Source organism: Sphingomonas sp. MJ1 (PH-R8) (genome assembly GCF_048058635.1).
Classification (GTDB): Bacteria; Pseudomonadota; Alphaproteobacteria; order Sphingomonadales; family Sphingomonadaceae; genus Sphingomonas.
The window spans coordinates 19,655-39,562 of the sequence record NZ_JBBEFX010000017.1 but is presented as its reverse complement, the minus strand read 5'-3'; the positions used below and the strand labels follow the sequence as shown (position 1 = coordinate 39,562).

Here is a 19,908-nt window from a genome sequence, read left to right as displayed (position 1 = left end):
GCATGCCGCGCTGGATCGTCGAGCGCGGGATCGGCGAGACCCGCGCCGCGCTGGTCGACGAGAACGCCATCCTCGAAGCCTGTATCGAGCCTGACGATAGCCTGCGTGCCGGCACGGTGCTGGCGGCCCGCCTCGCCAAGCGGCTGACCCAGCGCAACGAAGGCGTCGTCGTGTGGGACGGCGGCGAGGCGATGCTCGCTCCCCTGCCCCGCGCGCTGCCCGAAGGCGCCACACTGCTGGTCGAGATCACCCGCCCGCCGCTCCCCGAACCCGGCAAGCCCAAGCGCGCCCGCGCGCGTCCAGCGGCCGAAGGCGCGACGCCCCGCCCCGGCCCGGACCTCCTCCAGCGCCTCCCCGACGCCCGACTGCTCGGCCGCTTCGACGCGGACCTGCTGGAAGATGCCGGCTGGTCGATGCTGCTGGAGGAAGCCATCACCGGCCAAGTGGCGTTCGCGACCGGCAGCCTCACGCTCTCGCTCACCCCGGCGATGACACTGATCGACGTCGACGGCGAGCAGGCACCCGCCGCCCTCGCCGTCGCCGGAGCCGCTGCCGCCGCCCGCGCCATCCGCCGCCTCGACATCGGCGGCTCGATCGGCATCGACCTGCCGGACGCCGGCGACAAGGCCGCGCGCCAGGCCGCCGCCGCCGCCATCGACGCTGCCTTGCCCCAGCCGTTCGAGCGCACAGCCGTCAACGGCTTCGGCTTCGTCCAGATCGTCCGCCGCCGCGCCCGCGTCTCCATCCCCGAGCTCTACGCACACGACCCCATCGCCGCCCACGCCCGCGCGCTGCTCCGCCGCGCCGAGCGCACCGGCGGCGCCGGCGAGCGCACGCTCACCGCACCCCCTTCGCTGATCGCACACCTTGCCGCCCGCCCGGCATGGCTGGCCGAGCTTGCAAACCGCATCGGCGCGCCCGTCGCCTTGCGGGAGGACCCTGCCCTCGCCATATCCGCAGGCCATGTCCAAGCGCGCTTCCCGTGATGTCTGCGCGCTGTGCGGTGCCCCCGTGGCCGCGCAGCACGCTCCTTTCTGCAGCCAGGGCTGTCGCGACCGCGATCTGCTCAACTGGCTGGGCGAAGGCTATCGCCTGCCGGGCACCCAAGCGCCGTCCGAAAGAATTTCTGCGGGCGGGCTGGACAGCGACGAATCCGCCGACTAACAGGCGCGCTCTGTCCGGTTCAGGACGGAATGCCCGGGTAGCTCAGTTGGTAGAGCATGCGACTGAAAATCGCAGTGTCGGCGGTTCGACCCCGTCCCCGGGCACCACTCCTCACATCGCGATCCTTGCCCCAGGGCTGACGCCATCGGGCGCGGACCTGCCGGCTCATTGCGCCCTCCGCCAGGATTGAGTCTGGCACAGCTTCCAGACGCAGCCGGTCAGCGCCAGCGTCCCGTCCGCCTGCACTGCCAGGAAGGACTTGTAGGTGCGGCCGCTGCGCGGATCGTACACCTGCCCCTTCCACCGCGCCTTGTCCGGGACAAAGCCGGTCAGGATCCGCAGGCTGCTCGTCGAGCGGTTCCGCAGGCTGGGATCCGGATTGTTGACGTCGGTCTTCGGCACCTTCGGATCGGGCTTCAAGACCTTCACGATCGCGCCGCACAGCGCCGGCCCGCAGGGGGCGATTTCCACGACCGCCTGATTGCCCTCCGTCAGCCAGCGTCCGGCGGGACTGGCCGGGGCGGCCGCTGCCGCTGTCGCCAGCGGCAGCGTCACCGCAACAGCGGCGATGGCGAAGCGCGCGATCATGCCGCTGCGCCTTCACAAACGAGCGTCGCACCGCGCAGTTCATAGCCTGCGATCAGCGCGTTCCAGCCGATGTCCGGCGTGCGTGCCAGCCGGATGCCGGGGACACGCAGCAGCCGATCGAGGAAGATCGCCGCCTCCTGCAGCGCGACCTGGGCTCCGGGGCAGCGATGCTCGCCGTCGCCAAAGGCAAGCCCCGCGCGTCCGACCCGCTCGGCCGGGCTTCGGTCCGGATCGAGCCGATGCGGGCAGCTTCCGACAGCCGCCGCATCGCCATTCGCGCCGCGCACGTCCAGTGCGACGACCTCGCTCTCCGCCTCGGTCCTGCGAAACAACATGCCCACCACTGGTTCGAGGCGCAGGATTTCCTCCAGGATCGCGATCCGCGAGCCCTCGTCGCCAGCCAGGAAGCGGTCCCGCAGCGCATCGTCCTCCAGCAGGTGCCAGCCCGCCATGGTCAGGAATTCGCGCGTGGTGATCATGCCCGCCGCACCATAGGTCAGGCATTCGGTCAGGATCTCGCGCTCCGAATAGCCCTCGTCCAGCAGGTGCGAGATCACGTCGTCGCGCCGCTGCAGCCGCCGTGCCGCAACCGCAGGCCGGACGTCGCGCAGCAGGAAATTCAGCGCGCGCAGCTGCCCGCGTGCGAAGCCGAGCACCGTCGCCAGCCACGATCCCCCCTGCGGCATGCCGGTCACCAGCGCGCCCAGCCGCTTCGCCATCCCCGCGCGGTCGCTGTCGGTCAGCCCGACGATTTCCGCCGCGATCGTCACCGCCATCTCCAGCCCGAGCGTGTCCAGGTCGCCCTGCCCCGTCGCCCTGAGGCGCGCGACCAGCTCGTCGCTCGTACGCTCCATCAGCGCGCGATAGGCGGTGGTGACCACGCGCGGCGCAAAGAAGCGCGCGGTCGCGCCGCGCTGCCGCCGGTGCTCCGCTCCGTGCTGGTAGAGGATCGGAGCGCGGGTGAGCGACACCTTGTTCACCAGGTCGGCCAGGAAGCCTGCCTGCCGCGCGTCCGGATTGCGCAGCAGCCCGCGGGCTTCCGCAAAATCGCGCACGACGCGCATCTGCACGCCGCCCTGCCCGGCCCGCGCGACAGCCGCCGACTTGCGGTCGTCTCGCGCCGACACGGGGCAGAAACCGGAGATCGCTTGATCGGTCATCTCGATACGCCTACTTATGATACATGGTGGATCATAAAGTGGCGCGCCCGCCCGGCAAGTCAAGGGACACAGCACACGCCGACCCCCGCATCGCCAAGTCGCGTCGCGCGCTGCACGCCGCGCTGCTCGCCCTCGTCGCGGAAACGCCGTTCGAGGAGGTGACCGTGGCGGCGATCACCAAACGGGCCGGCGTCGGCTACGCGACCTTCTTTCGCCACTATCCCTCGACCGAGGCATTGCTGGGGGACATCGCCGATCAGTGGATCGGCGAGCTTCTCGCCCGCGTCGCGCCGCTGGTGATCGCACAGGATACGCACGGTGCGGCCCTGGCGCTGGCGAGTTTCGTCGAGGCGCGCCGCCCGCTGTGCCGAGCCCTGCTCGTCGGCGCGGGAGAGGTCATGCGACGCGACATCACTGCGCGCGCCATCGCCGCCGCCGGCGGTGTGGAGACGCCCGTCCAGCCATGGCTGCCCCGTGACCTGGGCATCGCCCACGGCGTTGCCGCCACGATTGCGATCCTGCGGTGGTGGCTGGAAGCGGATCGCCAGGAGGATGCAGCGGCGGTCGCGGACATCATCGACCGGCTCGTATTCACCCCCCTCGCCCAAGCGGCCGACGCCTGACAACCGCGATCGACGATGATGGCGTGCGGCGCGGCCCATGCGACACGGCCAAGACGCCCCGGTGACACGCCGGAGCGGCCTGATCCGGTCGCCTTGCGCTCGGCACGGCCTTCTCTCGACACGAATTGGGACGCGAACCAGCCGCGCGTCACGATGCAGCGTCCGCCTATCGGCGCCCCTGCCGGAATCGGCCGGCCGCGAACATCGCTGCGGGCCGGCACGCCGATACTCCCGTCGCGATACCGCTTCAGCAACTCGCACGACCCGGAAGAAGCCGCGCAACCTTCTCGACCCTAGCCAGGCGCCGTCATGCGACCAGGAACTTCACAGCGCCCCGTTACAACCCGGACCTCTCTCGTCCAAGGCAAGGTCGCTCCCCATCCGGTTCCCGCAGCAGGACCTCACCGTCGCTCACCACTTTGGGAGACCATCGCGACATGGCCCATCCGCATGCGGCGACTGGCTTCGAACGACACGACCGCGCCTTCCTTGTGGGCCTGGCAATTAGACGAACCGTGCCAGGGAGCACTCATCCATCGTCTCGGAAAGCACCATCCGACACCAGCGTCGTGTCAGACGTGTCCCAGGGCGCTCGAATCACCCGACCCGGCAATGCTGTGATGGAGGCGGCCATCACAGCGCGCCTGCCTTTCCCCCGACGTCACGCGGCAAGACGGAGACCGCTGGGCGCCGCGCAATCCGACGCTCCGAATGGAGCCCGACGAAGCTAAATAGAGGCTCCGCTGTCGTTCTCAAAAAGACGTTCGCACCTGCGGAACTTCTAGCCTGATTCCGCCGCGCTCAATGTCGTTGAATACAGCAAAGGCGCCAATCCGGCCCGTCAGAGCACAAGATCGACGCCCGTTGCACTGCACAAATAACCTGCCCGCGGCCTAGTGTTTTCCCCGCCCGCAGCCGATACTCAGAGAATAGCGAACAACACCAGAGACCAGATCACGGCACCGACCACAGCTGAGATAAGGAAGCTCAGTGCCAACGATGCAGGCATCGTGTCTTCAAGCTGTTCGAATGGCACCTTCATCGTCATCCTCTCCTCGGCGGGCTGCCCCGCTCTCCGACTCCACGATAGTTCCTTTCGAAGTCTCAACGGTCAAGCAAAAGATTCTGTTCCGAAATCACGACGAACGGAGTTCAGGCCAATGTTTTAATGTTCTCGAAAGCTTTGCCACAAACTCTGGTCCAGCGGCTCCAGAAGATATTGCAGCAGGGTCCGGCGTCGGAGCGGGATCAGGATTTCGACGGGCAGACCGGGCTTGATCTCCCGCCCGCGCGCATGGCGGCGCATGACGGCCAGGCCCGCCTCCGGCACCACCACCTCGCCCGTGTAGTAGTGGGTGCCGGTGCGCTGGTCCTCGAAACTGTCGGCGGACAAGCGGCTGATCGTCCCCAGGATCGGCGGCAGCGCCCGCGCATGGAGCGCCGGGATACGGACTTCCGCCTCCTGCCCGACGAACAGGTCGTCGGCGTCGTCCGGCGCGATCCGTGCCTGGATCACCAGCGCCACCCGCTCGGGCACGATCTCCATCAGCCGCTCGCCCGCGCCGATCACCCCGCCCACCGTGTGCACCGCCAGCCCCACGACCTGGCCCGACGCCGGCGCCCGGATCAGCGTGTTCGCCAGCGCCTCCCGCGCCGCGCTCAGCTTGGGCATCAGGTCGTTCAGCGTGAACTCGGTCGTGCGGAGCAAGTCCGTCAGCTGCTGCCGGTCGTCGGAGGTGAGCGAGCGGCTCTGCAACTGCTTCTCGCCGATCTGCTCGCGCACTTCCGCGTCGTTCGCGCGCAGCCGCCCCGCCTCGCCCTCCAGGGCGGCAGCGCTGCGTTCCAGCGCGCGGATGCGGTTCTCGCTCGCAAAGCCCTTCACCGCCAGCGCCCGCATCCCGCGCAGTTCGTCCTCCAGCAGCCGCTGCTGCGCATCGATCGCGCGCAACTGCTCGCGGATGCCGATGCTGCGCGACACCAGCTGCGCGCCCTGCTGCGCGACCACCACCCGCTGGTCGGTGAGCGCCGTCTCGCTCGCGGCGAGCTCGCGGCGCTGCAAGGCCATCGCCCGTTCCGCCTCGATACGGTCATCGCCTTCCAGGCTCGCAAAGCCCGGCGGCGGCTCCAGCGAGGCGCCGGTCAGCTGCGCCGTCAGCCGCGCACGCTGGGCCTGCAACGCGATCACCTGCGCGGTGAGCGAGCGCTCCAGGGCGCGCGTCTCGCTGCCGGCCAGTTCGATCAGCACCTGCCCCTGCGCCACCCGCTGGCCTTCGCGCACCAGCAGGGCGGCGACGATGCCGCCCTGCTGGTGCTGCACCGCCTGGCGGTTTCCCGCCACTGCCACCGCGCCGCCCGCATAGGCGGCCGCATCCAGCCGCACGAACGCCGCCCAGCCCAGGAAGACGCCAAAGAACAGCAGCACCAGCAACCAGCCGATCCTCCCCTCGCGCTCCACGCCGTCGGAGCCAGCGTCGCCCGCTCCGGCCACGCCGGCCACGCTTGCGGCGGGCACGCGTCGTGGCGCCAGCGCACCTCGGATTCCTCCCACCGGGCTCCGGCTCATGCGCTCCCCCCCGCGTCGTCCGCGATCGCGCGGCCGCCCGAAAGCTGGCGGACCACGACCTCGCGCGTGTCGAACATCTCCAGGCGGCCGTCGCGCAGCACCACCAGCTTGTCGCTCGCCGCCAGGATGCCGGTGCGGTGCGCGACCACGATGATGGTGACACCCGCGCGCTTCTGCTCGGCAAGCGCCGCGGAGAGCTGCGCCTCGCCCTGGGCGTCCAGGCTGGCGTTGGGCTCGTCCAGCACCAGCACGCGGGGCCGTCCGAACAGCGCGCGCGCCAGCGCGATCCGCTGCGCCTGCCCCACCGAAAGCCCGGCCCCGTTCCATCCAAGCCGCGTGTCATAGGCCTGGGGCAGCCGCAGGATGAAGTCGTGCGCCCCGCACTGCCGGGCGGCGCGGATCACCTCCGCGTCCAGCGTTGCCCCCTCGCCCCCTTCCGCGCTCCGGAACCGGGCGATGTTCTGCTTGATCGTTCCCCCGAACAGCGTCGGCTCCTGCGGGACATAGCCGATCGCCGCCGCCAGCTGCTCCGCCGGCCAGTCGGCGAGCGCGGCGCCGTCGATCCGCACCGCCCCGCCCGCTGCGGGCTGCGCCCCGACCAGAGCGCGCACCAGCGTCGACTTGCCGGCACCGCTCGGCCCGATCACGCCCACCATCTCCCCCGCGGCGATGCGCAGGTCGATGCCGTGCAGCACCAGGCGCGCGCCTTCGGGATCGGCGACGGAGAGGCGCTCGGCCGCCACGTCGCCGCGCACCTCCGGCAGGCGCGTCGGCCCGCCGGTGGGCCCGGCGGCGTCGAACAGCCCCAGCAGCGCGCCATAGGCGGTCCGCGCCTGGATCATGTTGCGCCAGGCGGCGGTGATCCCCTCGATCGGCGCTAGCGCCCGCGCGATCAGCAGCGAGGCGGCAAAGATCGTCCCGCCGGAAATCCGCTGCTCGATCGCCAGCAACGCGCCCAGCCCCAGGGCCAGCGACTGCATCGCGATCCGCACCGTCCGTGCGAGGGTGAGGTAGCGCGCCCCGACAAAGGCCGCGCGCATCTGCAGCGCCTGCGCGACGTGCCGGTCGCGCAGGTGCAGCCGCACCAGCCCCGGCTGCATGCCCAGCGCCCGCACCACGCCTGCCGCCGCCAGGCTCGCGTCCACACGCTGATAGCCATGCTGCTGGGCCGCAGAGGCATCCTGGATCAGCGCCTTGGTGCCGCGTTCGTTCAGAAAGGTGAGCAGCAGCAGGATCGCCGAACACGCCACCGCCATCACGCCCAGCGCCGGGTGGAGCAGGAAACACACCAGCATGTAGATCGGCGACCAGGGCGCATCGAACAGCGCGATCATGCCAAGGCCGGTGATCGTCTGGCGCAGCGTGTCGAACTCGCGCAGCAGCACGCCCCCCTGGCCTTGCGCGTTCGGCGCCTGCAGCAGCGTTCCGATCAACGCCGGCCCCAGCAGCCGGTCGAGCCGCGCGCTGGCGCGGATCAGCAGGCGGGTGCGCAACAGATCCAGCACCCCCAGCGTCGCCACCGCTGCCAGGAAGATCAGCGTCAGCATGCCCAGGGTCATCACGCCGCGCGTCGGCACCACCCGGTCATAGACCTGCAGCATGTAGAGCGACGGCGCGAGGTAGAGCAGGTTCAGCAGCGCGCTGAACAGCGCCGCATGGACCAGGTGGGCACGGCAGGCGGCAAGCGCTTCGCCCAGCACCGGGTTGCGCCGTACGCGGTGCGGAGGGCGGCTGCGCTGCATCAGCCGCCCCCGAAGGCGGCAAGCGCAGGCCCCACGCGGGGCGGTTGCCCCCGCGGCGCCCCCGTCCGGGTCGGCAGCCCCATCAGCCCGCTCGGCGCGATCGAACGCCGCGCTACCGCGATCAGGCAGCCATAGAGCGCGAAGATCGGCGCCACCGTCTTGATCGACAGAAACGAGTAGCTGATCGGCATGCACAGCGCGACATAGATGGCGGTCGCGTTGACGAAGGCGCGCAGCTCGGCGGTGCGCTCGCGCGCCATCAGCACCACCAGCAGCCAGAAGGCGAGGAAGCCGAACAGCGACTGCGACTGGATCAAATAGGCCCAGCCGGCATCCGCATTGGCATAGATGTTGGCGCTCGATTGGCCCCCGAACACGTCCGCCACTTCCAGCCGGCCCAGATAGTCGACTCCCTTGCGCAGACGCCCCGCAAAGGTGTCGCCACCGCGCGGCAGCAGTTCTGCCGCCCGCAGCGCGAACAGCGTCGCCACCAGAACGGGCAGGTAGACCAGCGGCCACAGCCGCGGCCCCCAGCGGCCGAACGGCACCCCCAGGAGGATGCCGAACGCGCACACCAGCGCGAACCGTCCGTCGCATGCCACCACCAGGAACAGGTCGCTGAGCGCCAAGGTCGCGCGCGTGCCCCAACCGATCCGCCCCCACAGCGTCACCAGCACGATCAGCACCACGATCGTCCAGTTCCCCAGCGATACCGGCTCGAGGAAGACGGAAGTGGCCCGGTTCAGCCCGGAGCTTGCGAACAGGTTGCGCCCGCTCGGGCGCTCCACGTTCAGGAACAGTCCCTCCCCCTCGCCCGACCAGAAGGTTTCCGCTTCGATCCCGCGCGTGTTGACGTAATAGGCGGTGACGTTGAACGTCGCCGCGAAGCTCTTCGGCACGGCCAGTTCCCAGGCGGCGATCAGGCTGATCAGCAGCTGCGCCGCCAGCAGCCAGCGCACCAGTTCGCGCCGGCCCAGGCACGTGCCGAGCAGCGCAAAGGCGGGGATCAGCACCGCATCGCCCAGGAACTTGAGCTCCAAGGACTGGCGCACCACCGACAGCAGCAGCCACGCGAGGCACGCCGCGATCAGCAGCACCGTCCAGCGCCGCCAGCCGCCGCGGCGCCGCAGCAGCCCGGCCGCCAGGGCAAGCCCCATCACCAGCCCCTGCACCGCCGTCACGACGCTGCCGTTGATGGCGACGACATGCGCGTTCACCCAGGCAAGCGCGATGTTGAACAGCAGCGCCAGCCACAACGTCGCCAGGGCGAACCGCCGCAGCCGCGGCGCATGGGCGGGCGCGTTCGCACCCTCCGCAGGGTCCGCCCGGCTTGCCGCCGATGCCGCCTGGGCCGCCACCGCGCTAGAACAGCCGCTCGCGGACGAACATCACGTCGCCGTCCTCGATCGGCGCGTCCAGGTCGGCGATCTCGCTCTGCTGCCCCCGCCGGGTCAGGCGGATGCGGTTCTGCGTGCCCGCGTCGTTGGGACCACCACCTTGCGACAGGGCCTGGCGAAAGGTCATGCCCCCCCGAATCGGAAAGCTACCCGGCGCGCGCACCTGCCCATAGATGTAGAAATGTTCGGCTGCCGGAACGAACAGCAGGTCGCCGGGCTGCAACACCGGATCCCCGGCCCCGCCCCGGGCCAGTGCCTCGATCGGGAAGCGCTGCGGGGCGGCGTCGCCCCGGCGCAGCAACACCGTCTCGCTCCCCTCGCGCTGCCCGCCCGCGGTCGCCAGCACCCGTGACAGCGGCTGCGCACCCTGCAGCGGGTAGATACCGGGGCGCACCACCGCGCCCAGCAGCGTCACGCTGCGGCTGACATAGCTCGTCACCTCCACGTTGACGCGCGGGTCGCGCAGATAGCCCCCCTGCACCAGGCCGGCGCGGATCTTCTCGGCCAGTCCGACCGGGGTCTCCCCTGCCGCGGTGACGCTCCCCATCAGCGGCAGCGAGACGCTGCCGTCCTGCTTGATCCGCAGCCGCAGCGGCATGTCGGGCTGGCCATAGATGGTGACCTCCAGCTGGTCGTCGGGCCCCAGACGATAGTCACCGGCCGCCCCCGCCATGGCCTCCGCAGGCGTCGGCCCACCGCCCCCCTGCATCGGCGCTTGCGCCTGCGCGCCACTCGTCCCGGCAAGCATCCCCGCCGCCAGCGCGGCGGCGCTCCGTCGGGCCCATTTCCCCTTGCCCATGGCCTTCCCCTTTCTTCAGAACGCCAGCCCCAGGACCAGCATGCCCCGGGTGCTGCGATAGGTGCCGTACAGCGCGTCGGTGGTGCGGCGGGCGTGCACCGCCTCCAGCCCGATCCGGAACCGCTCGACCGGGGACCAGCCGAGCGCAGCCCGCGCCTCCGCCGTGCGGTCGAAGCTGCGGGCGCCGGCGCTCGCCAGGTCCACCGCGCGAAAGCGTCGTCGCTCGATCCTGCCGGCGAGCTCGAAATCCACCGCGCGCCCGATCCGATAGCGACCGACCAATTCGCCCCGGTCGGCCAGGTAATAGCCGGCAGCGACGTCCCCGCTCGCATCCACGTCGCGCCCGGCCGACGCGCGAAGGCGCAGCCGCGGGACGGGGGTCCAGGCGAGCGAGGCCCCGCCGACCAGGCCTGAAAAGTCGCGCGCGCCCGCATTCCGGCTGTCGGCCGCGACATAGCCGAGCACCCCGCTTGCGATCAGCGCGGCGCCTCGCGCGGTGACGCGCCCGGTGGCGCTTCGCACCCGCGTGGCGTCCGGCCGTCCATCGGCAAGGGGCCGGTTCGGAAAATCGAGCGCCTCGGACGAGAGGGCCAGCGCCAGCCCCAGCCGCCCCCCACGATTGACGGCGATGCCGGCCGAGACGCGCTCCGCCTCCAGGTCGCTTCGCAGCCGCACCGCCGCACTGTTGTCGATCACCCGGCGCCGATAGCCGATCTCCGGATGTATCCCGGCTCCCAGCGTGCAGCCGCCGTCCAGCGTCAGCGTCCGGCTCTCGCGCGTGTTGCGCACCGGCGCGCCCAAGTCGCTGAGGTCGGTCTGGCCCCGCCCGTAGCGGAAGGAGGCGTCGCCATCGCAGCGCGCGCCGACCTGCCAGTCGACGCCCCCGGTCGCGTCGATCCGCTCGCGCTTCAGGAAGCGGTTCTCGCGATAGAAGTCATAGCCCGCGGCCCCGCGCAGGAACAGCCGCTGGCGGCTCACGCGCTGCGCCACGTCGACCACGGCCGAAAGGGTCGTACGGACGTCGTCCTTGCTGCGGTCCGGCGCCACCGGCTGGTCGCCGTCCAGGCGCAGGATGTTGTCGTCGTAGACCACGCGCGCCTCCATGCCGAGGCGCGCCCGGTTGGCGATGTCCTCGGCCAGATCGTCGAGCGAGACCGGCGCCGCGATGCTGGTGATGGTGCCTGCGGCGAGCACAGCGATCCCCACCACTCCCATGCCGCCCCCCCTGTGCCGAACCTGACGCCTGCCTACTCTTCTCGTTGGCGCCGTGCGCTGCCGGATCGGACCGGTTCGGAGGGGATGCCGCGGGCGCCGCGCCGCGCCATGCCCCTGCACGGAGGCGCGGTGTCCGACCATTTCGGCTCTAGTCCCGTTCCCGTTCTGTGCCCGGGGACGATAGACAAGCCGCATTCCCGGCGGAGGACGGCTTGGACATTTCGCTCATCATCTGCACGCGCAACCGCGCCGGCCAGCTCGGCGGCTGCCTGGACGCGGTGGCTCGCCTGCGCTTTTCCGGCAGCTGGGAACTGGTGATGGTGGACAACGGCTCCACCGACGCGACCCGGGCGACGATCGAGGCGTTCGCCGCCCGCGTCCCGTTCCTTGTCCGCATCGCCCACCAGCCGGTTCCCGGCCTCAGCAACGCGCGCAACGCCGGGCTCGCAATCGCAGCCGGCCGGTTGATCGCCTTCACCGACGACGACTGCTACGCCGATCCGGCGCTGCTCACCCGTACGGTCGCCGCCTTCGCGCGGCCGGGGCTCGGCTATGTCAGCGGGCGCATCCTGCTCCACGATCCCGCCGACTTTCCCGCCACCGTCAACGAATCGACCGAGCCGCGCCACTTCCCGCCGGGCCGCTATTTGCCGCCCGGCGCGATCCGCGGCGCGAATCTCGGCTTCCGCCGCGCCGCGCTCGACGCGATCGGCGGCTTCGATCCCCTGTTCGGCAGTGGCGCCCGCTTCCCGGCCGAGGACATCGACGCCGCCTGCCGGTGCAGCTTGCGCGGCTGGGCCGGCGCCTATGACCCCAGCATCGTCGTCTCGCACCACCATGGCCGCAAGGCGGCGGACGTGCGCGGGCTGTTCCAGGCCTATGACTATGGCCGCGGCGCCTACCACGCCAAGCTGCTGCTCCACGACCGCGCGCCGCGCGCGGCCTTGCGCGGCTGGGCGGGTCTGCCGCGGCGCATGCGGGCGCGTCCGTCCACCCTCTGGTGGGAACTCGCCGGCGCGGCCCGCTACGCCCGCAGCTACTTCGCCCCGTCTGCGGGGCAGGCGCAGTGACCTCGGCAAGCCTGGCGGCCCTTCCCCCGCCGCGCGTCCTGGTACGGGTGATCAGCCTGCCCGGCTCGGTCGAGCGGCGCGCGCGCATGGCGGAGCAGCTGGATGCCACCGGTCTCGACTGGCGCTTCTTCGACGGCTGGCGCACGCCGCCGCCGGAGCTTCCCTATGATTCCGCCCGCGCCCGCATCGCCCGCGGCCGCGTGCTCACGCCGGGTGAGCTCGGCTGCTTCGCCAGCCACTGGGCGCTGTGGGCTGACTTCCTGTTCAACAGCGATGCGGATCTGCTGCTGGCGCTGGAGGATGATCTCCTGCTCGATCCCGTCTTCTTCCAGCGGCTCGACGCTGCGGTGGAGGCGATGGGACCGATCGACTACCTCCGCCTCTATGCCAAGGTGCCGGCCGGCATCCGCAACGAGGCGCATTTCCTCCACCGCCACATCGCCCGTTTCTCCGGCAAGGCCTATGGCACCCAGGCCTATCTGCTCACCCGCCGCGGCGCCGCACGCTTCCGCCGCTCGATCCGCCGCGTCGAGCGTCCGATCGATGACGAGATGGACCGGTTTTGGGCGCACGGCATGGCGATCCGCGCCGTCTTTCCCTTCCCGGTGATGGAGGTCCAATACGGCTCCACCATTGAGGACACGCGCCGCGTGCTCGAACCGCTCACCGCTGCCGAGCGTGCGCGCTCGTTCCTGGTCCGCGGCGTCGAAAAGGCGCGCCGGATCGGCGCCGCCACATTGCGCGGGGGCTGAGCCCGTGCCGCTTCCCCTCGCCACCGGCACGCCGCCGGGAGCCTCCTCCTGAACACCGCCAGCCTGTCCGCCGCCCGCACCGCCACCCGCGCCGGCCTGCTCGCGCGCCTGCGCCGGGCGGCGCCTTGGGCGGCGGCGGAGAGCCTGTTCTCCGCGATCGCAACCCTTGCCTCGACGCTGGTGGTGGCGCGGCTGCTCACCCCGTCGGACTTCGGCCTGGCCTCGGTCGCCTTCGCCGTGGTCGCGATCATCCAGCTGCTCGCCTTCGCCGGCGTTCCCCAGGCGATGCTCCGCACGCCGCAGCTGTTGCCGCGCCTGAGCGACCAGCTCTTCTGGGTGCTGCTCGGCCTCGGTGCCTTGGCGACCCTGGTCTGCTGGCTGATCGCCGCCCCCATCTCCCGCTTCTACGGGGCGCCGCTGCTGCTGTGGCTGATCGGCGTGCAGGCGCTCGACTGCCTGCTGCAGGCGCTGGTGCAGTTTCCGACCGCCCTGCTCACCCGCAAGATGCGCACCCGCAGCCTTGCCCTGCGCATGCTGTGGTTCAAGCTCGTCAGCATCGCCGGGACGCTCGCCGCCGCCGCCGCCGGCCTCGGCCCCTGGAGCCTGGTCGCCGGCAGCCTGCTCGGCAGCACCGCCAGCGTCCTCCTCCTGTGGCGCACCCAGCCACGCCGCCCCCGCTGGCGCCGCTTCGACGCCGGCCTCCTGCCGCTGCTGCGCATGGGCTGGCTGATCATGGCCGAAACGGCACTGACCGCGCTTTCGGTACGCGGCTTCCTGCTCCTGTTCGGCAAGTTCCACGGGCTGCACGACCTCGGCCTGCTCAACTTCGCCATGCGGCTGGTCGACGAGCTCGGGGCGATGATCACCGCCTCGGTCGGCCGCGTCTCGCTGAGCTTCTTTGCGACCGCGCACCGCGCCGGTCACGATCTCGCGCGCATCTTCGTGGTCGGCACCCACGCGATTACCCTGGCGGTGCTGCCGCTGTTCTTCGGGCTCGCCGCGGTTGCGGGCGATGCCGTCCCGCTCGTCTTCGGCGCGCGGTGGCAGGCGGCGGTGCCGGCGGTACAGCTGCTCGCCGTCTTCTGGGGCCTGCGCATGACGCGGCTTCTCAGCCCCGGGCTGATGCGTACCCTCGACGTGCAGGGCCCGCTGGTGATGAATGCCGCGATCAGCTTCGGCTTCGCGATGGCGGCCGTGCTGTTCACCCGTGAGCTCGGCTTCGTCGCCGCCGTCGCTGCGTTCAGCGCGCGGATGCTGGTGACGATTCCCGCCGGTGCCAGCGTGCTCGCGCGCGTCGCCGCGCTGCCCGTCTCGCGCCAGTTCGCGGCAGTCGCCCGGCCGCTCACGCTCGCGACGATCATGGCCGGTCTGGTGCTGGCCGGCCGCAGCCTCGCGAGCGACTGGCCGCTCGCGACCCGCCTCGCCGCGCTCACCGCCGGCGGCGCGCTCCTCTACGTCCTGCTCGTCTGGATCTTCGACCGCACCGCCCTCACCCGCCTCGCCGCGCTACGCGGCTGAGGTGTTCGGCTCAGGTGGTCGACGGCCTAGTTGCTGCTCGTCGCTGCCGTCTGGCTCGCCGGTACCGCCGTGTCGGGCGTTACGACCTGCGGCGCCACGGGCGCAACGCTGGTCGGCGCATTCGCCCGGTCCGCCAGGGCGTAGAAGGCCTCGCCCTCCATTTCCAGCAGGCGCACCCGGCCCTGGTTCATCGGCTCCAGCGAATGGACGAAGGAGCGCGGCTTCTTCATCAGCTTGGGGTTCTCGACCACCGTCAGCCCGGCGCGCCGCGCCGCTTCCGCCACGAAGTGCACGCAGTTGCGGCGGTTGAGGCTGTAGCGATGGTCGCCCTTCTCGCCCCACTCCTCCACCAGCGCGAGGACCGCGGCATATTGCGCGTCGGTCAGCATGACCGAGAAGTGGACGTCGCTGTTCTCGATGTACTTCTGCTTGGTCTCGTCGATCCGCCCCGGCACGGTCCCCATCAGGATGGCGGGCGTAATCGCCTTGGCGGTGAAGCCATAGCTCAGCTGTACGGGCTCCCCGCCGGCATCGGGCGTCCCCTCCAGCACGAAAAAGGCGTGCGGAAACTCGTTGCCGAACTCGTGCGACCAGAAGCTGATGGTGACGCCCGCCCTGGCAGGTGCCGTGAGCCCCAGCGACAACAGCGCGGCCCCCAGGAGGGCCAGGAACGCACGGAGCGTCGGGACGCGGAACCAGGATGCCATGGCCCACACGCTACCGCGCCCGGCGCGCGGGATAAAGCTCCCTCGCACCGGGCGTCGGCTGGTTCCGGTTCGGACTGGCTCAGCCCTAATTGTCTTCGGCGCGTTTGCGCTCCGCCTCTTCGTCATAGCCCGACGAGGGGGCCGGCAGGCTGCTGCTGTGGATCGGCTGGGTCGACGCGGGCGGGTCGGACGCGTCCATCGACTCGTCCAGAGCCCGGTCCAGCCGAGCATCCTTGCTCTCCGGGTTGCGCTGCAGCCGCTCGTTGATCGACTCGTCATGGCCCGCGTCGCGGCGCGTCTCGCCCGGATCCTCCGGCGCCACCGACATGGTCTCCATGGCCGCCGGGTCGATCGAGTCCTTGTCTCCGCTCATCACTCTCTCCTCGAAAACCTTCGAGTCAAAAAACGAGCGGGGGCCCGGCTCGTTCCGGTGGCGCCACGACATTGCAAAAGGGGCCCGGCGATCGCTCGCCGAGCCCCCGGAAGGCTTCTGCCCTGTGCCGGCCGCTTAGTCGCGGCTGCCCAGGAACGAGAGCAGGAACTGGAACATGTTCACGAAGTCGAGGTAGAGCGACAGCGCGCCCATGATCACGACCTTGCCCATCATGTCCGTGCCCGCGACATAGGCGTACATGCTCTTGATGCGCTGCGTGTCATAGGCGGTAAGGCCCGCGAACAGCAGCACGCCGACCGCGCTGATCACCAGATTGACCGCCGGCGACTGGAACCACAGGTTCAGCAGCGACGCCACGATGATGCCGACCACGCCCATGATCAGGAAGGTGCCGAAACCGGACAGGTCCTTCTTGGTGGTGTAGCCCCACAGGCTCAGCGACAGGAACGCAACCGCGGTCGCAAAGAAGGTGATCGCGATCGACGCACCCGTATAGGCCAGGAAGATCGTCGACATCGACAGGCCCATGATCGCCGCGAACGCCCAGAACAGCGCCTGCGTCGCGCCATAGGACAGGCGCTGGATGCCGAAGCTCAGCACCATCACGAACGCCAGCGGCGAGAACATGATGAGGTACTTGAGCGGGCCGGGCGACAGGAACACGGCAGCGGCCGGCGAGCTGGTGCCGCCCCACGAGAACAGCAGCGCGACGATGCCCGTCAGCAGAACGCCCGACGCCATGTAGTTGTACACGGAAAGCATATAGGACCGCAGCCCCGCATCATACGCCTGCGCGCGCGATGCGGCCGTTGCGAACGGCGCGGCGGTCGTTCGGGGATCCGACCAGTTGGCCATCTCGAAAAAACTCCTCTTCACCGGCATGATGCCGGTCATGCTTTCATATGCCCCCGGACCGTCCGAATTCAAGCGGGGGCCGGGCTGGTCCTCCGGCGCCGGCCGGCGTAGCAACAGTTTGTAATGCACCGCCTGTTCGTCGCCTTGCGCCCCCCGCCCGAGATTCGCCGGCAACTGCTGGCACTGATGGAGGGTGTCGAGAATGCGCGCTGGCAGGACGAGGAGCAGCTTCACCTGACGCTGCGCTTCATCGGCAATGTCGAGCGCCCGGTGGCGGAGGACATCGCCACCGCGCTGGACGGCGTTCGCGCGCCTGCCGTGACGCTGCGCCTCCACGGCGTCGGCTGCTTCGATCGCAAGGGCCGCACCACCGCGCTCTGGGCCGGGGTACATCCGCACGACGCGGTCGCCGCACTCCACCGCAAGGTCGACCAGGCGCTCGCCCGCGTGGGGCTGCCGCACGAGGGTCGGGCCTTTCACCCCCACATCACCCTGGCTCGCCTGAATGCGGCGACCGGCCCGGCCGATGCCTTTCTGGCACGCCACGCAGGGCTTGCGAGCGAACCCTTTTCGCTCACCCACATGCTGCTGTTCGAAAGTACCCTCACCCGCGACGGCGCCAGCTATGAGGCCATTGTCCGCTACCAGCTCGACTGAACGTTCAGGACCGCCCGGGTGCCCACCCCGGCGGCGCCAGCTCGAAGCCTTCGAAGCGGAACGCCGGCGCCACGACGCAGCTGACCAGGGTCCAGCCCGCCTCGGCTTCCGCTGCCTGCCACCAGCCCGCCGGGATCCGCAGCTGCGGCTGCTCGCCCGCCAGCACGTCCCCGCCCAGCGTCCGCCGCTCGACCGCCGCCCCGTCGCCCTCGGCCTGCGCCAGCAGCAGCGGCGCGCCCGCATGCCACAGCCACAGCTCGTCCGCATCGACGCGGTGCCAGTGCGAGCGCTCGCCCTTCGGCAGCAGGAACAGGATCGCGGTCGCCGCCCCGCGCGTGCCCTCCGGCTCCGGCGCCCGCCACGTCTCGCGGTACCAGCCGCCCTCCGGGTGCGGGGCGAGCTCCAGCGTTGCGACCAGTGCAGCCGCCTCCGCGTCGAGGGAATGGGAAGCAGGCATGGGAGACGCCACCTCGTACGAAACCTGAACCGAAACCTGAACGTTAGACATCGTTTCGTTCATGAAACTGCCACGTAGAACCTGCGTTTATAGGGTCAGCAATTCGCTAATGGGGATTTTCTGATGCGTAACATGGTTCTCGCGCTCACCGCGCTGTCGCTGGCTCTTCCTGTCGCCGCGGTGGTTCCGACCGACCAGGCTTCGGCGCAGTCGCACAAGCGCTACAAGTATCGCGAGTGGAAGGGCCGTGACGGCCGCCGCTATTGCCGCAAGCCCGATGGCACCACCGGCCTGGTCGTCGGCGGCGTCGCCGGCGCGCTGGTCGGCCGCACCATTGACACCCGCGGTGACCGCACCGTCGGCACGCTGCTCGGCGCGGCAGCCGGCGCGGTGGCCGGTCGCGAGATCGAGCGCAGCGGCAGCAAGTGCCGCTAAGCCTCGGCTGACAATGCGCTACGGACGGGCGGCGGAACGACGGGTTCCGCCGCCCGTTTTCGTTCGCCTACCCCCATTTCATCAGGAGCAGCAGATGATCCGCAGCGGTTCGGCACGCTATGAAGGCCTAGGCAAGGACGGCAAGGCCGCCGTCTCCACCCAGTCGGGCGTTCTTTCCGACCAGCCCTATGGCTTCGGCACCCGCTTCGGCGACGAGCCCGGCACCAATCCGGAAGAACTGATCGCCGCCGCCCATGCCAGCTGCTTCACCATGGCGCTGAGCTTCGCGCTGGCAAAAGCCGGCTTCAGCGACGGCACGCTGGAGACGACCGCCAAGGTGACGCTCGACAAGGAAGGCGACGGCTTCGCCGTCACCCGCTCCGACCTCACGCTCAAGGCGCGCGTGCCCGGCATCGCCCAGGACCAGTTCGAACAGATCGCGCAAGGAGCCAAGGCCGGCTGCCCGATCTCGAAGCTGCTCAAGGCCGAGATCACGCTGGAACACAGCCTGGAGGCATAGGCCACAGCGCCGCGCCCCTTGCCACGACGGCGGGGGCGCGGCTGCCGACGCTCTCCTCACGCTTGACAACCCACAGGCGTGGGGTGAGCTTTCACCCATGCTTAGTCCGGTGTTGCTCCTGCTGGCGCAAGCCGCCGCCCCGCCCCCGCCTGCGGGCGACGTCATCGTCGTCGGCCACCGCGCCGAACAGGAACTGGCGCGTTGCCTGGCCCGCAACTGCCCGCCCGCCGAAGAGGTCGATGCGTCGCTGGAGGCCTCGGTGGAGCAGTTCGCCGACGGCCGCTACACCGATGCCAGCCGCACCCTGCAAACGGCCATCCGGCGCAACCGGAACCACGCCGCCGAGCTGCCGGGACCGGTCTCCAGCCTCTATGCGACCCTGGCGACGGTCGCGGAGCATGAGGGCGACACCGCTCTGTGGCGGACCGCGGCCCGAAACAACGTGCTCGTGTTGCGCCGCCATCTAGGGGAGAGCAACCTCGCCACCTTGCGCGAGGAGCTGAGCTTTGCCGACTCGCTGGTCGGGCTCGGTGCGCCGGGGGCTGCGAATTCCGCTTATCGCACCATTCAGCAGCGTGCGGCCGGAAGCGGCCATCCCGGCATCGCCGCCGGCGCCGCGTTCCGGCGCGCTTGGCTCGCGCTGCTGCGCGACCGGTTCAAGGAGGCACAGCGTTTCGCCGACGATGCGGTCAGCCTGGCCGGTACGGACGATCGCTTGATGGTCGACCTGCGCGAGGTCCTGCGGACGCGGATCGCCATCCGCAAGGGCGACGAGGGGGCGATCGAATCCCTGGCGGCGCGGCTGCGCCAGTCCGCCGACGTGCAGCCGCAGCTGCTTTTCGCCCCGCCGGTCGCGGACATCAATCCGCCGCCGCCGCCCTTCGGTGTCCACCTCAATCCGTGGCACGATTCGCGCATCCGCTTCGCGGACGTCGGATATTGGATCCGCGCCAACGGGCAGACGGCAGAGGTCGAGGTGCTGCGTACCTCCGGTCTCGATCAGTGGGGGCCCGGCATTCTCCGCCAGGTACGAGAGCGACGCTACGTCCCGCTCGATGTCGAGCCCGGACACCCCGGCATCTACCGGATCGACCGCTTCACCGTTCGCGGCGCGATGGACGTGCCGACCGGAAGCCATCTTCGGCAGCGCATGGGCGACCTCACCGTCCATGTGGTGGACCTGACCGAGACGGATGCGATGCGCGAGGCGCGTCGCCGGCAGACCGCAGCGGCCTCCGCGGTAAAGGGCAGCTGAGGCCCGCGCCCCGCGCTAGTGACGGGCGGGACCAGAG

The 19,908-nt window shown here is 70.5% G+C and carries 22 protein-coding genes and 1 tRNA gene; 11 read left to right on the top strand and 12 right to left on the bottom strand.

Annotated elements, in window-relative coordinates; all coding sequences use genetic code 11:
- Positions 1–2: 2 nt before the first annotated feature.
- The 3 genes from VPH46_RS13460 to VPH46_RS13450 all read left to right on the top strand — a co-directional run bounded on the left by VPH46_RS13460 (position 3) and on the right by VPH46_RS13450 (position 1,271).
- The gene (locus VPH46_RS13460; RefSeq protein ID WP_416611972.1) at positions 3–986 is read left to right on the top strand and encodes a ribonuclease; all 984 of its coding nucleotides are present in this window, start codon (positions 3–5) and stop codon (positions 984–986) included.
- The gene (locus VPH46_RS13455) at positions 964–1,164 is read left to right on the top strand and encodes a DNA gyrase inhibitor YacG (RefSeq protein ID WP_132883122.1); all 201 of its coding nucleotides are present in this window, start codon (positions 964–966) and stop codon (positions 1,162–1,164) included. The genes VPH46_RS13460 and VPH46_RS13455 overlap by 23 nt, the downstream gene beginning before the upstream one ends.
- A 31-nt stretch (positions 1,165–1,195) precedes the next feature.
- Positions 1,196–1,271 (top strand) — tRNA-Phe (locus VPH46_RS13450).
- A 58-nt stretch (positions 1,272–1,329) separates the two neighbouring features.
- Here VPH46_RS13450 and VPH46_RS13445 read toward each other — a convergent pair.
- Positions 1,330–1,752 (bottom strand): DUF2147 domain-containing protein, encoded by a 423-nt coding sequence (locus tag VPH46_RS13445; RefSeq protein ID WP_416611970.1) that lies wholly within the window; start codon positions 1,750–1,752, stop codon positions 1,330–1,332.
- Positions 1,749–2,912: a cytochrome P450 gene (locus tag VPH46_RS13440; protein ID WP_416611968.1), complete on the bottom strand. Its 1,164-nt coding sequence runs from the start codon at positions 2,910–2,912 to the stop codon at positions 1,749–1,751. The genes VPH46_RS13445 and VPH46_RS13440 overlap by 4 nt, the downstream gene beginning before the upstream one ends.
- A gap of 23 nt (positions 2,913–2,935) precedes the next feature.
- Between VPH46_RS13440 and VPH46_RS13435 the strand changes: the two genes are divergently transcribed.
- Positions 2,936–3,535, top strand: a complete 600-nt coding sequence (locus VPH46_RS13435; protein ID WP_416611966.1) for a TetR/AcrR family transcriptional regulator — start codon at positions 2,936–2,938, stop codon at positions 3,533–3,535.
- 922 nt (positions 3,536–4,457) lie between these two features.
- Here VPH46_RS13435 and VPH46_RS13430 read toward each other — a convergent pair.
- The 6 genes from VPH46_RS13430 to VPH46_RS13405 form a co-directional block, all read right to left on the bottom strand.
- On the bottom strand, positions 4,458–4,583 hold the full coding sequence (locus tag VPH46_RS13430) for a hypothetical protein (RefSeq protein ID WP_272695110.1): 126 nt from the start codon (positions 4,581–4,583) through the stop codon (positions 4,458–4,460).
- Positions 4,584–4,700: 117 nt separating this feature from the next.
- On the bottom strand, positions 4,701–6,047 hold the full coding sequence (locus VPH46_RS13425; protein ID WP_416611964.1) for an HlyD family type I secretion periplasmic adaptor subunit: 1,347 nt from the start codon (positions 6,045–6,047) through the stop codon (positions 4,701–4,703).
- A gap of 47 nt (positions 6,048–6,094) precedes the next feature.
- A complete protein-coding gene (locus VPH46_RS13420) occupies positions 6,095–7,840 on the bottom strand; it encodes a type I secretion system permease/ATPase (RefSeq protein WP_416611962.1) in 1,746 nt (581 codons plus the stop codon).
- A complete protein-coding gene (locus VPH46_RS13415) occupies positions 7,840–9,198 on the bottom strand; it encodes a polysaccharide biosynthesis protein GumE (RefSeq protein ID WP_416611960.1) in 1,359 nt (452 codons plus the stop codon). Before VPH46_RS13415 ends, VPH46_RS13420 begins: the two co-directional genes overlap by 1 nt.
- Before the next feature lie 4 nt (positions 9,199–9,202).
- The gene (locus VPH46_RS13410; protein ID WP_416611958.1) at positions 9,203–10,036 is read right to left on the bottom strand and encodes a polysaccharide biosynthesis/export family protein; all 834 of its coding nucleotides are present in this window, start codon (positions 10,034–10,036) and stop codon (positions 9,203–9,205) included.
- Between the two features lie 15 nt (positions 10,037–10,051).
- Positions 10,052–11,245 carry an outer membrane beta-barrel protein gene (locus VPH46_RS13405; RefSeq protein WP_416611956.1) on the bottom strand — a complete coding sequence of 398 codons (1,194 nt, stop codon included), beginning with the start codon at positions 11,243–11,245 and terminating at the stop codon, positions 10,052–10,054.
- A 218-nt stretch (positions 11,246–11,463) separates the two neighbouring features.
- Between VPH46_RS13405 and VPH46_RS13400 the strand changes: the two genes are divergently transcribed.
- From VPH46_RS13400 to VPH46_RS13390, 3 genes are read left to right on the top strand one after another with little or no spacing between them, the layout of a single operon-like run.
- Positions 11,464–12,321: a glycosyltransferase family 2 protein gene (locus tag VPH46_RS13400; RefSeq protein WP_416611954.1), complete on the top strand. Its 858-nt coding sequence runs from the start codon at positions 11,464–11,466 to the stop codon at positions 12,319–12,321.
- Complete coding sequence (locus tag VPH46_RS13395) at positions 12,318–13,073, top strand: glycosyltransferase family 25 protein (protein ID WP_416611952.1); 756 nt, start codon at positions 12,318–12,320, stop codon at positions 13,071–13,073. The genes VPH46_RS13400 and VPH46_RS13395 overlap by 4 nt, the downstream gene beginning before the upstream one ends.
- Before the next feature lie 48 nt (positions 13,074–13,121).
- Positions 13,122–14,591, top strand: a complete 1,470-nt coding sequence (locus VPH46_RS13390; protein WP_416612026.1) for an oligosaccharide flippase family protein — start codon at positions 13,122–13,124, stop codon at positions 14,589–14,591.
- A 26-nt stretch (positions 14,592–14,617) separates the two neighbouring features.
- On the opposite strand, the gene VPH46_RS13385 is transcribed toward VPH46_RS13390, so the two are convergent.
- The 3 genes from VPH46_RS13385 to VPH46_RS13375 form a co-directional block, all read right to left on the bottom strand.
- Positions 14,618–15,298: a hypothetical protein gene (locus VPH46_RS13385; protein WP_416611950.1), complete on the bottom strand. Its 681-nt coding sequence runs from the start codon at positions 15,296–15,298 to the stop codon at positions 14,618–14,620.
- An 85-nt stretch (positions 15,299–15,383) separates the two neighbouring features.
- Positions 15,384–15,671 (bottom strand): hypothetical protein, encoded by a 288-nt coding sequence (locus VPH46_RS13380; protein WP_416611948.1) that lies wholly within the window; start codon positions 15,669–15,671, stop codon positions 15,384–15,386.
- A gap of 135 nt (positions 15,672–15,806) precedes the next feature.
- A complete protein-coding gene (locus tag VPH46_RS13375; RefSeq protein WP_132883110.1) occupies positions 15,807–16,547 on the bottom strand; it encodes a Bax inhibitor-1 family protein in 741 nt (246 codons plus the stop codon).
- 123 nt (positions 16,548–16,670) lie between these two features.
- Here VPH46_RS13375 and thpR point away from each other — a divergent pair, with 123 nt between their 5' ends.
- Entirely contained in the window at positions 16,671–17,204 is a 534-nt protein-coding gene (thpR, locus tag VPH46_RS13370) for an RNA 2',3'-cyclic phosphodiesterase (protein WP_416611946.1), read from the top strand.
- Positions 17,205–17,208: 4 nt separating this feature from the next.
- Here thpR and VPH46_RS13365 read toward each other — a convergent pair whose 3' ends face one another.
- Positions 17,209–17,661 carry a cupin domain-containing protein gene (locus VPH46_RS13365; protein ID WP_416611944.1) on the bottom strand — a complete coding sequence of 151 codons (453 nt, stop codon included), beginning with the start codon at positions 17,659–17,661 and terminating at the stop codon, positions 17,209–17,211.
- Positions 17,662–17,784: 123 nt separating this feature from the next.
- Between VPH46_RS13365 and VPH46_RS13360 the strand changes: the two genes are divergently transcribed.
- From VPH46_RS13360 to VPH46_RS13350, 3 genes are all read left to right on the top strand, one after another.
- Positions 17,785–18,096 carry a glycine zipper 2TM domain-containing protein gene (locus VPH46_RS13360; RefSeq protein ID WP_125959920.1) on the top strand — a complete coding sequence of 104 codons (312 nt, stop codon included), beginning with the start codon at positions 17,785–17,787 and terminating at the stop codon, positions 18,094–18,096.
- Positions 18,097–18,190: 94 nt separating this feature from the next.
- Positions 18,191–18,616: an OsmC family protein gene (locus VPH46_RS13355; RefSeq protein ID WP_239435222.1), complete on the top strand. Its 426-nt coding sequence runs from the start codon at positions 18,191–18,193 to the stop codon at positions 18,614–18,616.
- A 97-nt stretch (positions 18,617–18,713) separates the two neighbouring features.
- Positions 18,714–19,871, top strand: a complete 1,158-nt coding sequence (locus VPH46_RS13350; RefSeq protein WP_416611941.1) for a hypothetical protein — start codon at positions 18,714–18,716, stop codon at positions 19,869–19,871.
- Positions 19,872–19,908: the final 37 nt, after the last annotated feature.

Coding starts and splice junctions, on each gene's coding strand:
- VPH46_RS13430 (WP_272695110.1), bottom strand. CDS start 4,583: ATGACGATGAAGGTGCCATTCGAACAGCTTGAAGACACGATGCCTGCA.
- VPH46_RS13435 (WP_416611966.1), top strand. CDS start 2,936: ATGGTGGATCATAAAGTGGCGCGCCCGCCCGGCAAGTCAAGGGACACA.
- VPH46_RS13460 (WP_416611972.1), top strand. CDS start 3: ATGCCGCGCTGGATCGTCGAGCGCGGGATCGGCGAGACCCGCGCCGCG.
- VPH46_RS13350 (WP_416611941.1), top strand. CDS start 18,714: ATGCTTAGTCCGGTGTTGCTCCTGCTGGCGCAAGCCGCCGCCCCGCCC.
- VPH46_RS13355 (WP_239435222.1), top strand. CDS start 18,191: ATGATCCGCAGCGGTTCGGCACGCTATGAAGGCCTAGGCAAGGACGGC.
- VPH46_RS13385 (WP_416611950.1), bottom strand. CDS start 15,298: ATGGCATCCTGGTTCCGCGTCCCGACGCTCCGTGCGTTCCTGGCCCTC.
- VPH46_RS13440 (WP_416611968.1), bottom strand. CDS start 2,912: ATGACCGATCAAGCGATCTCCGGTTTCTGCCCCGTGTCGGCGCGAGAC.
- VPH46_RS13375 (WP_132883110.1), bottom strand. CDS start 16,547: ATGGCCAACTGGTCGGATCCCCGAACGACCGCCGCGCCGTTCGCAACG.
- VPH46_RS13445 (WP_416611970.1), bottom strand. CDS start 1,752: ATGATCGCGCGCTTCGCCATCGCCGCTGTTGCGGTGACGCTGCCGCTG.
- VPH46_RS13380 (WP_416611948.1), bottom strand. CDS start 15,671: ATGAGCGGAGACAAGGACTCGATCGACCCGGCGGCCATGGAGACCATG.
- VPH46_RS13365 (WP_416611944.1), bottom strand. CDS start 17,661: ATGCCTGCTTCCCATTCCCTCGACGCGGAGGCGGCTGCACTGGTCGCA.
- VPH46_RS13420 (WP_416611962.1), bottom strand. CDS start 7,840: ATGCAGCGCAGCCGCCCTCCGCACCGCGTACGGCGCAACCCGGTGCTG.
- VPH46_RS13360 (WP_125959920.1), top strand. CDS start 17,785: ATGCGTAACATGGTTCTCGCGCTCACCGCGCTGTCGCTGGCTCTTCCT.
- thpR (WP_416611946.1), top strand. CDS start 16,671: ATGCACCGCCTGTTCGTCGCCTTGCGCCCCCCGCCCGAGATTCGCCGG.
- VPH46_RS13455 (WP_132883122.1), top strand. CDS start 964: ATGTCCAAGCGCGCTTCCCGTGATGTCTGCGCGCTGTGCGGTGCCCCC.
- VPH46_RS13410 (WP_416611958.1), bottom strand. CDS start 10,036: ATGGGCAAGGGGAAATGGGCCCGACGGAGCGCCGCCGCGCTGGCGGCG.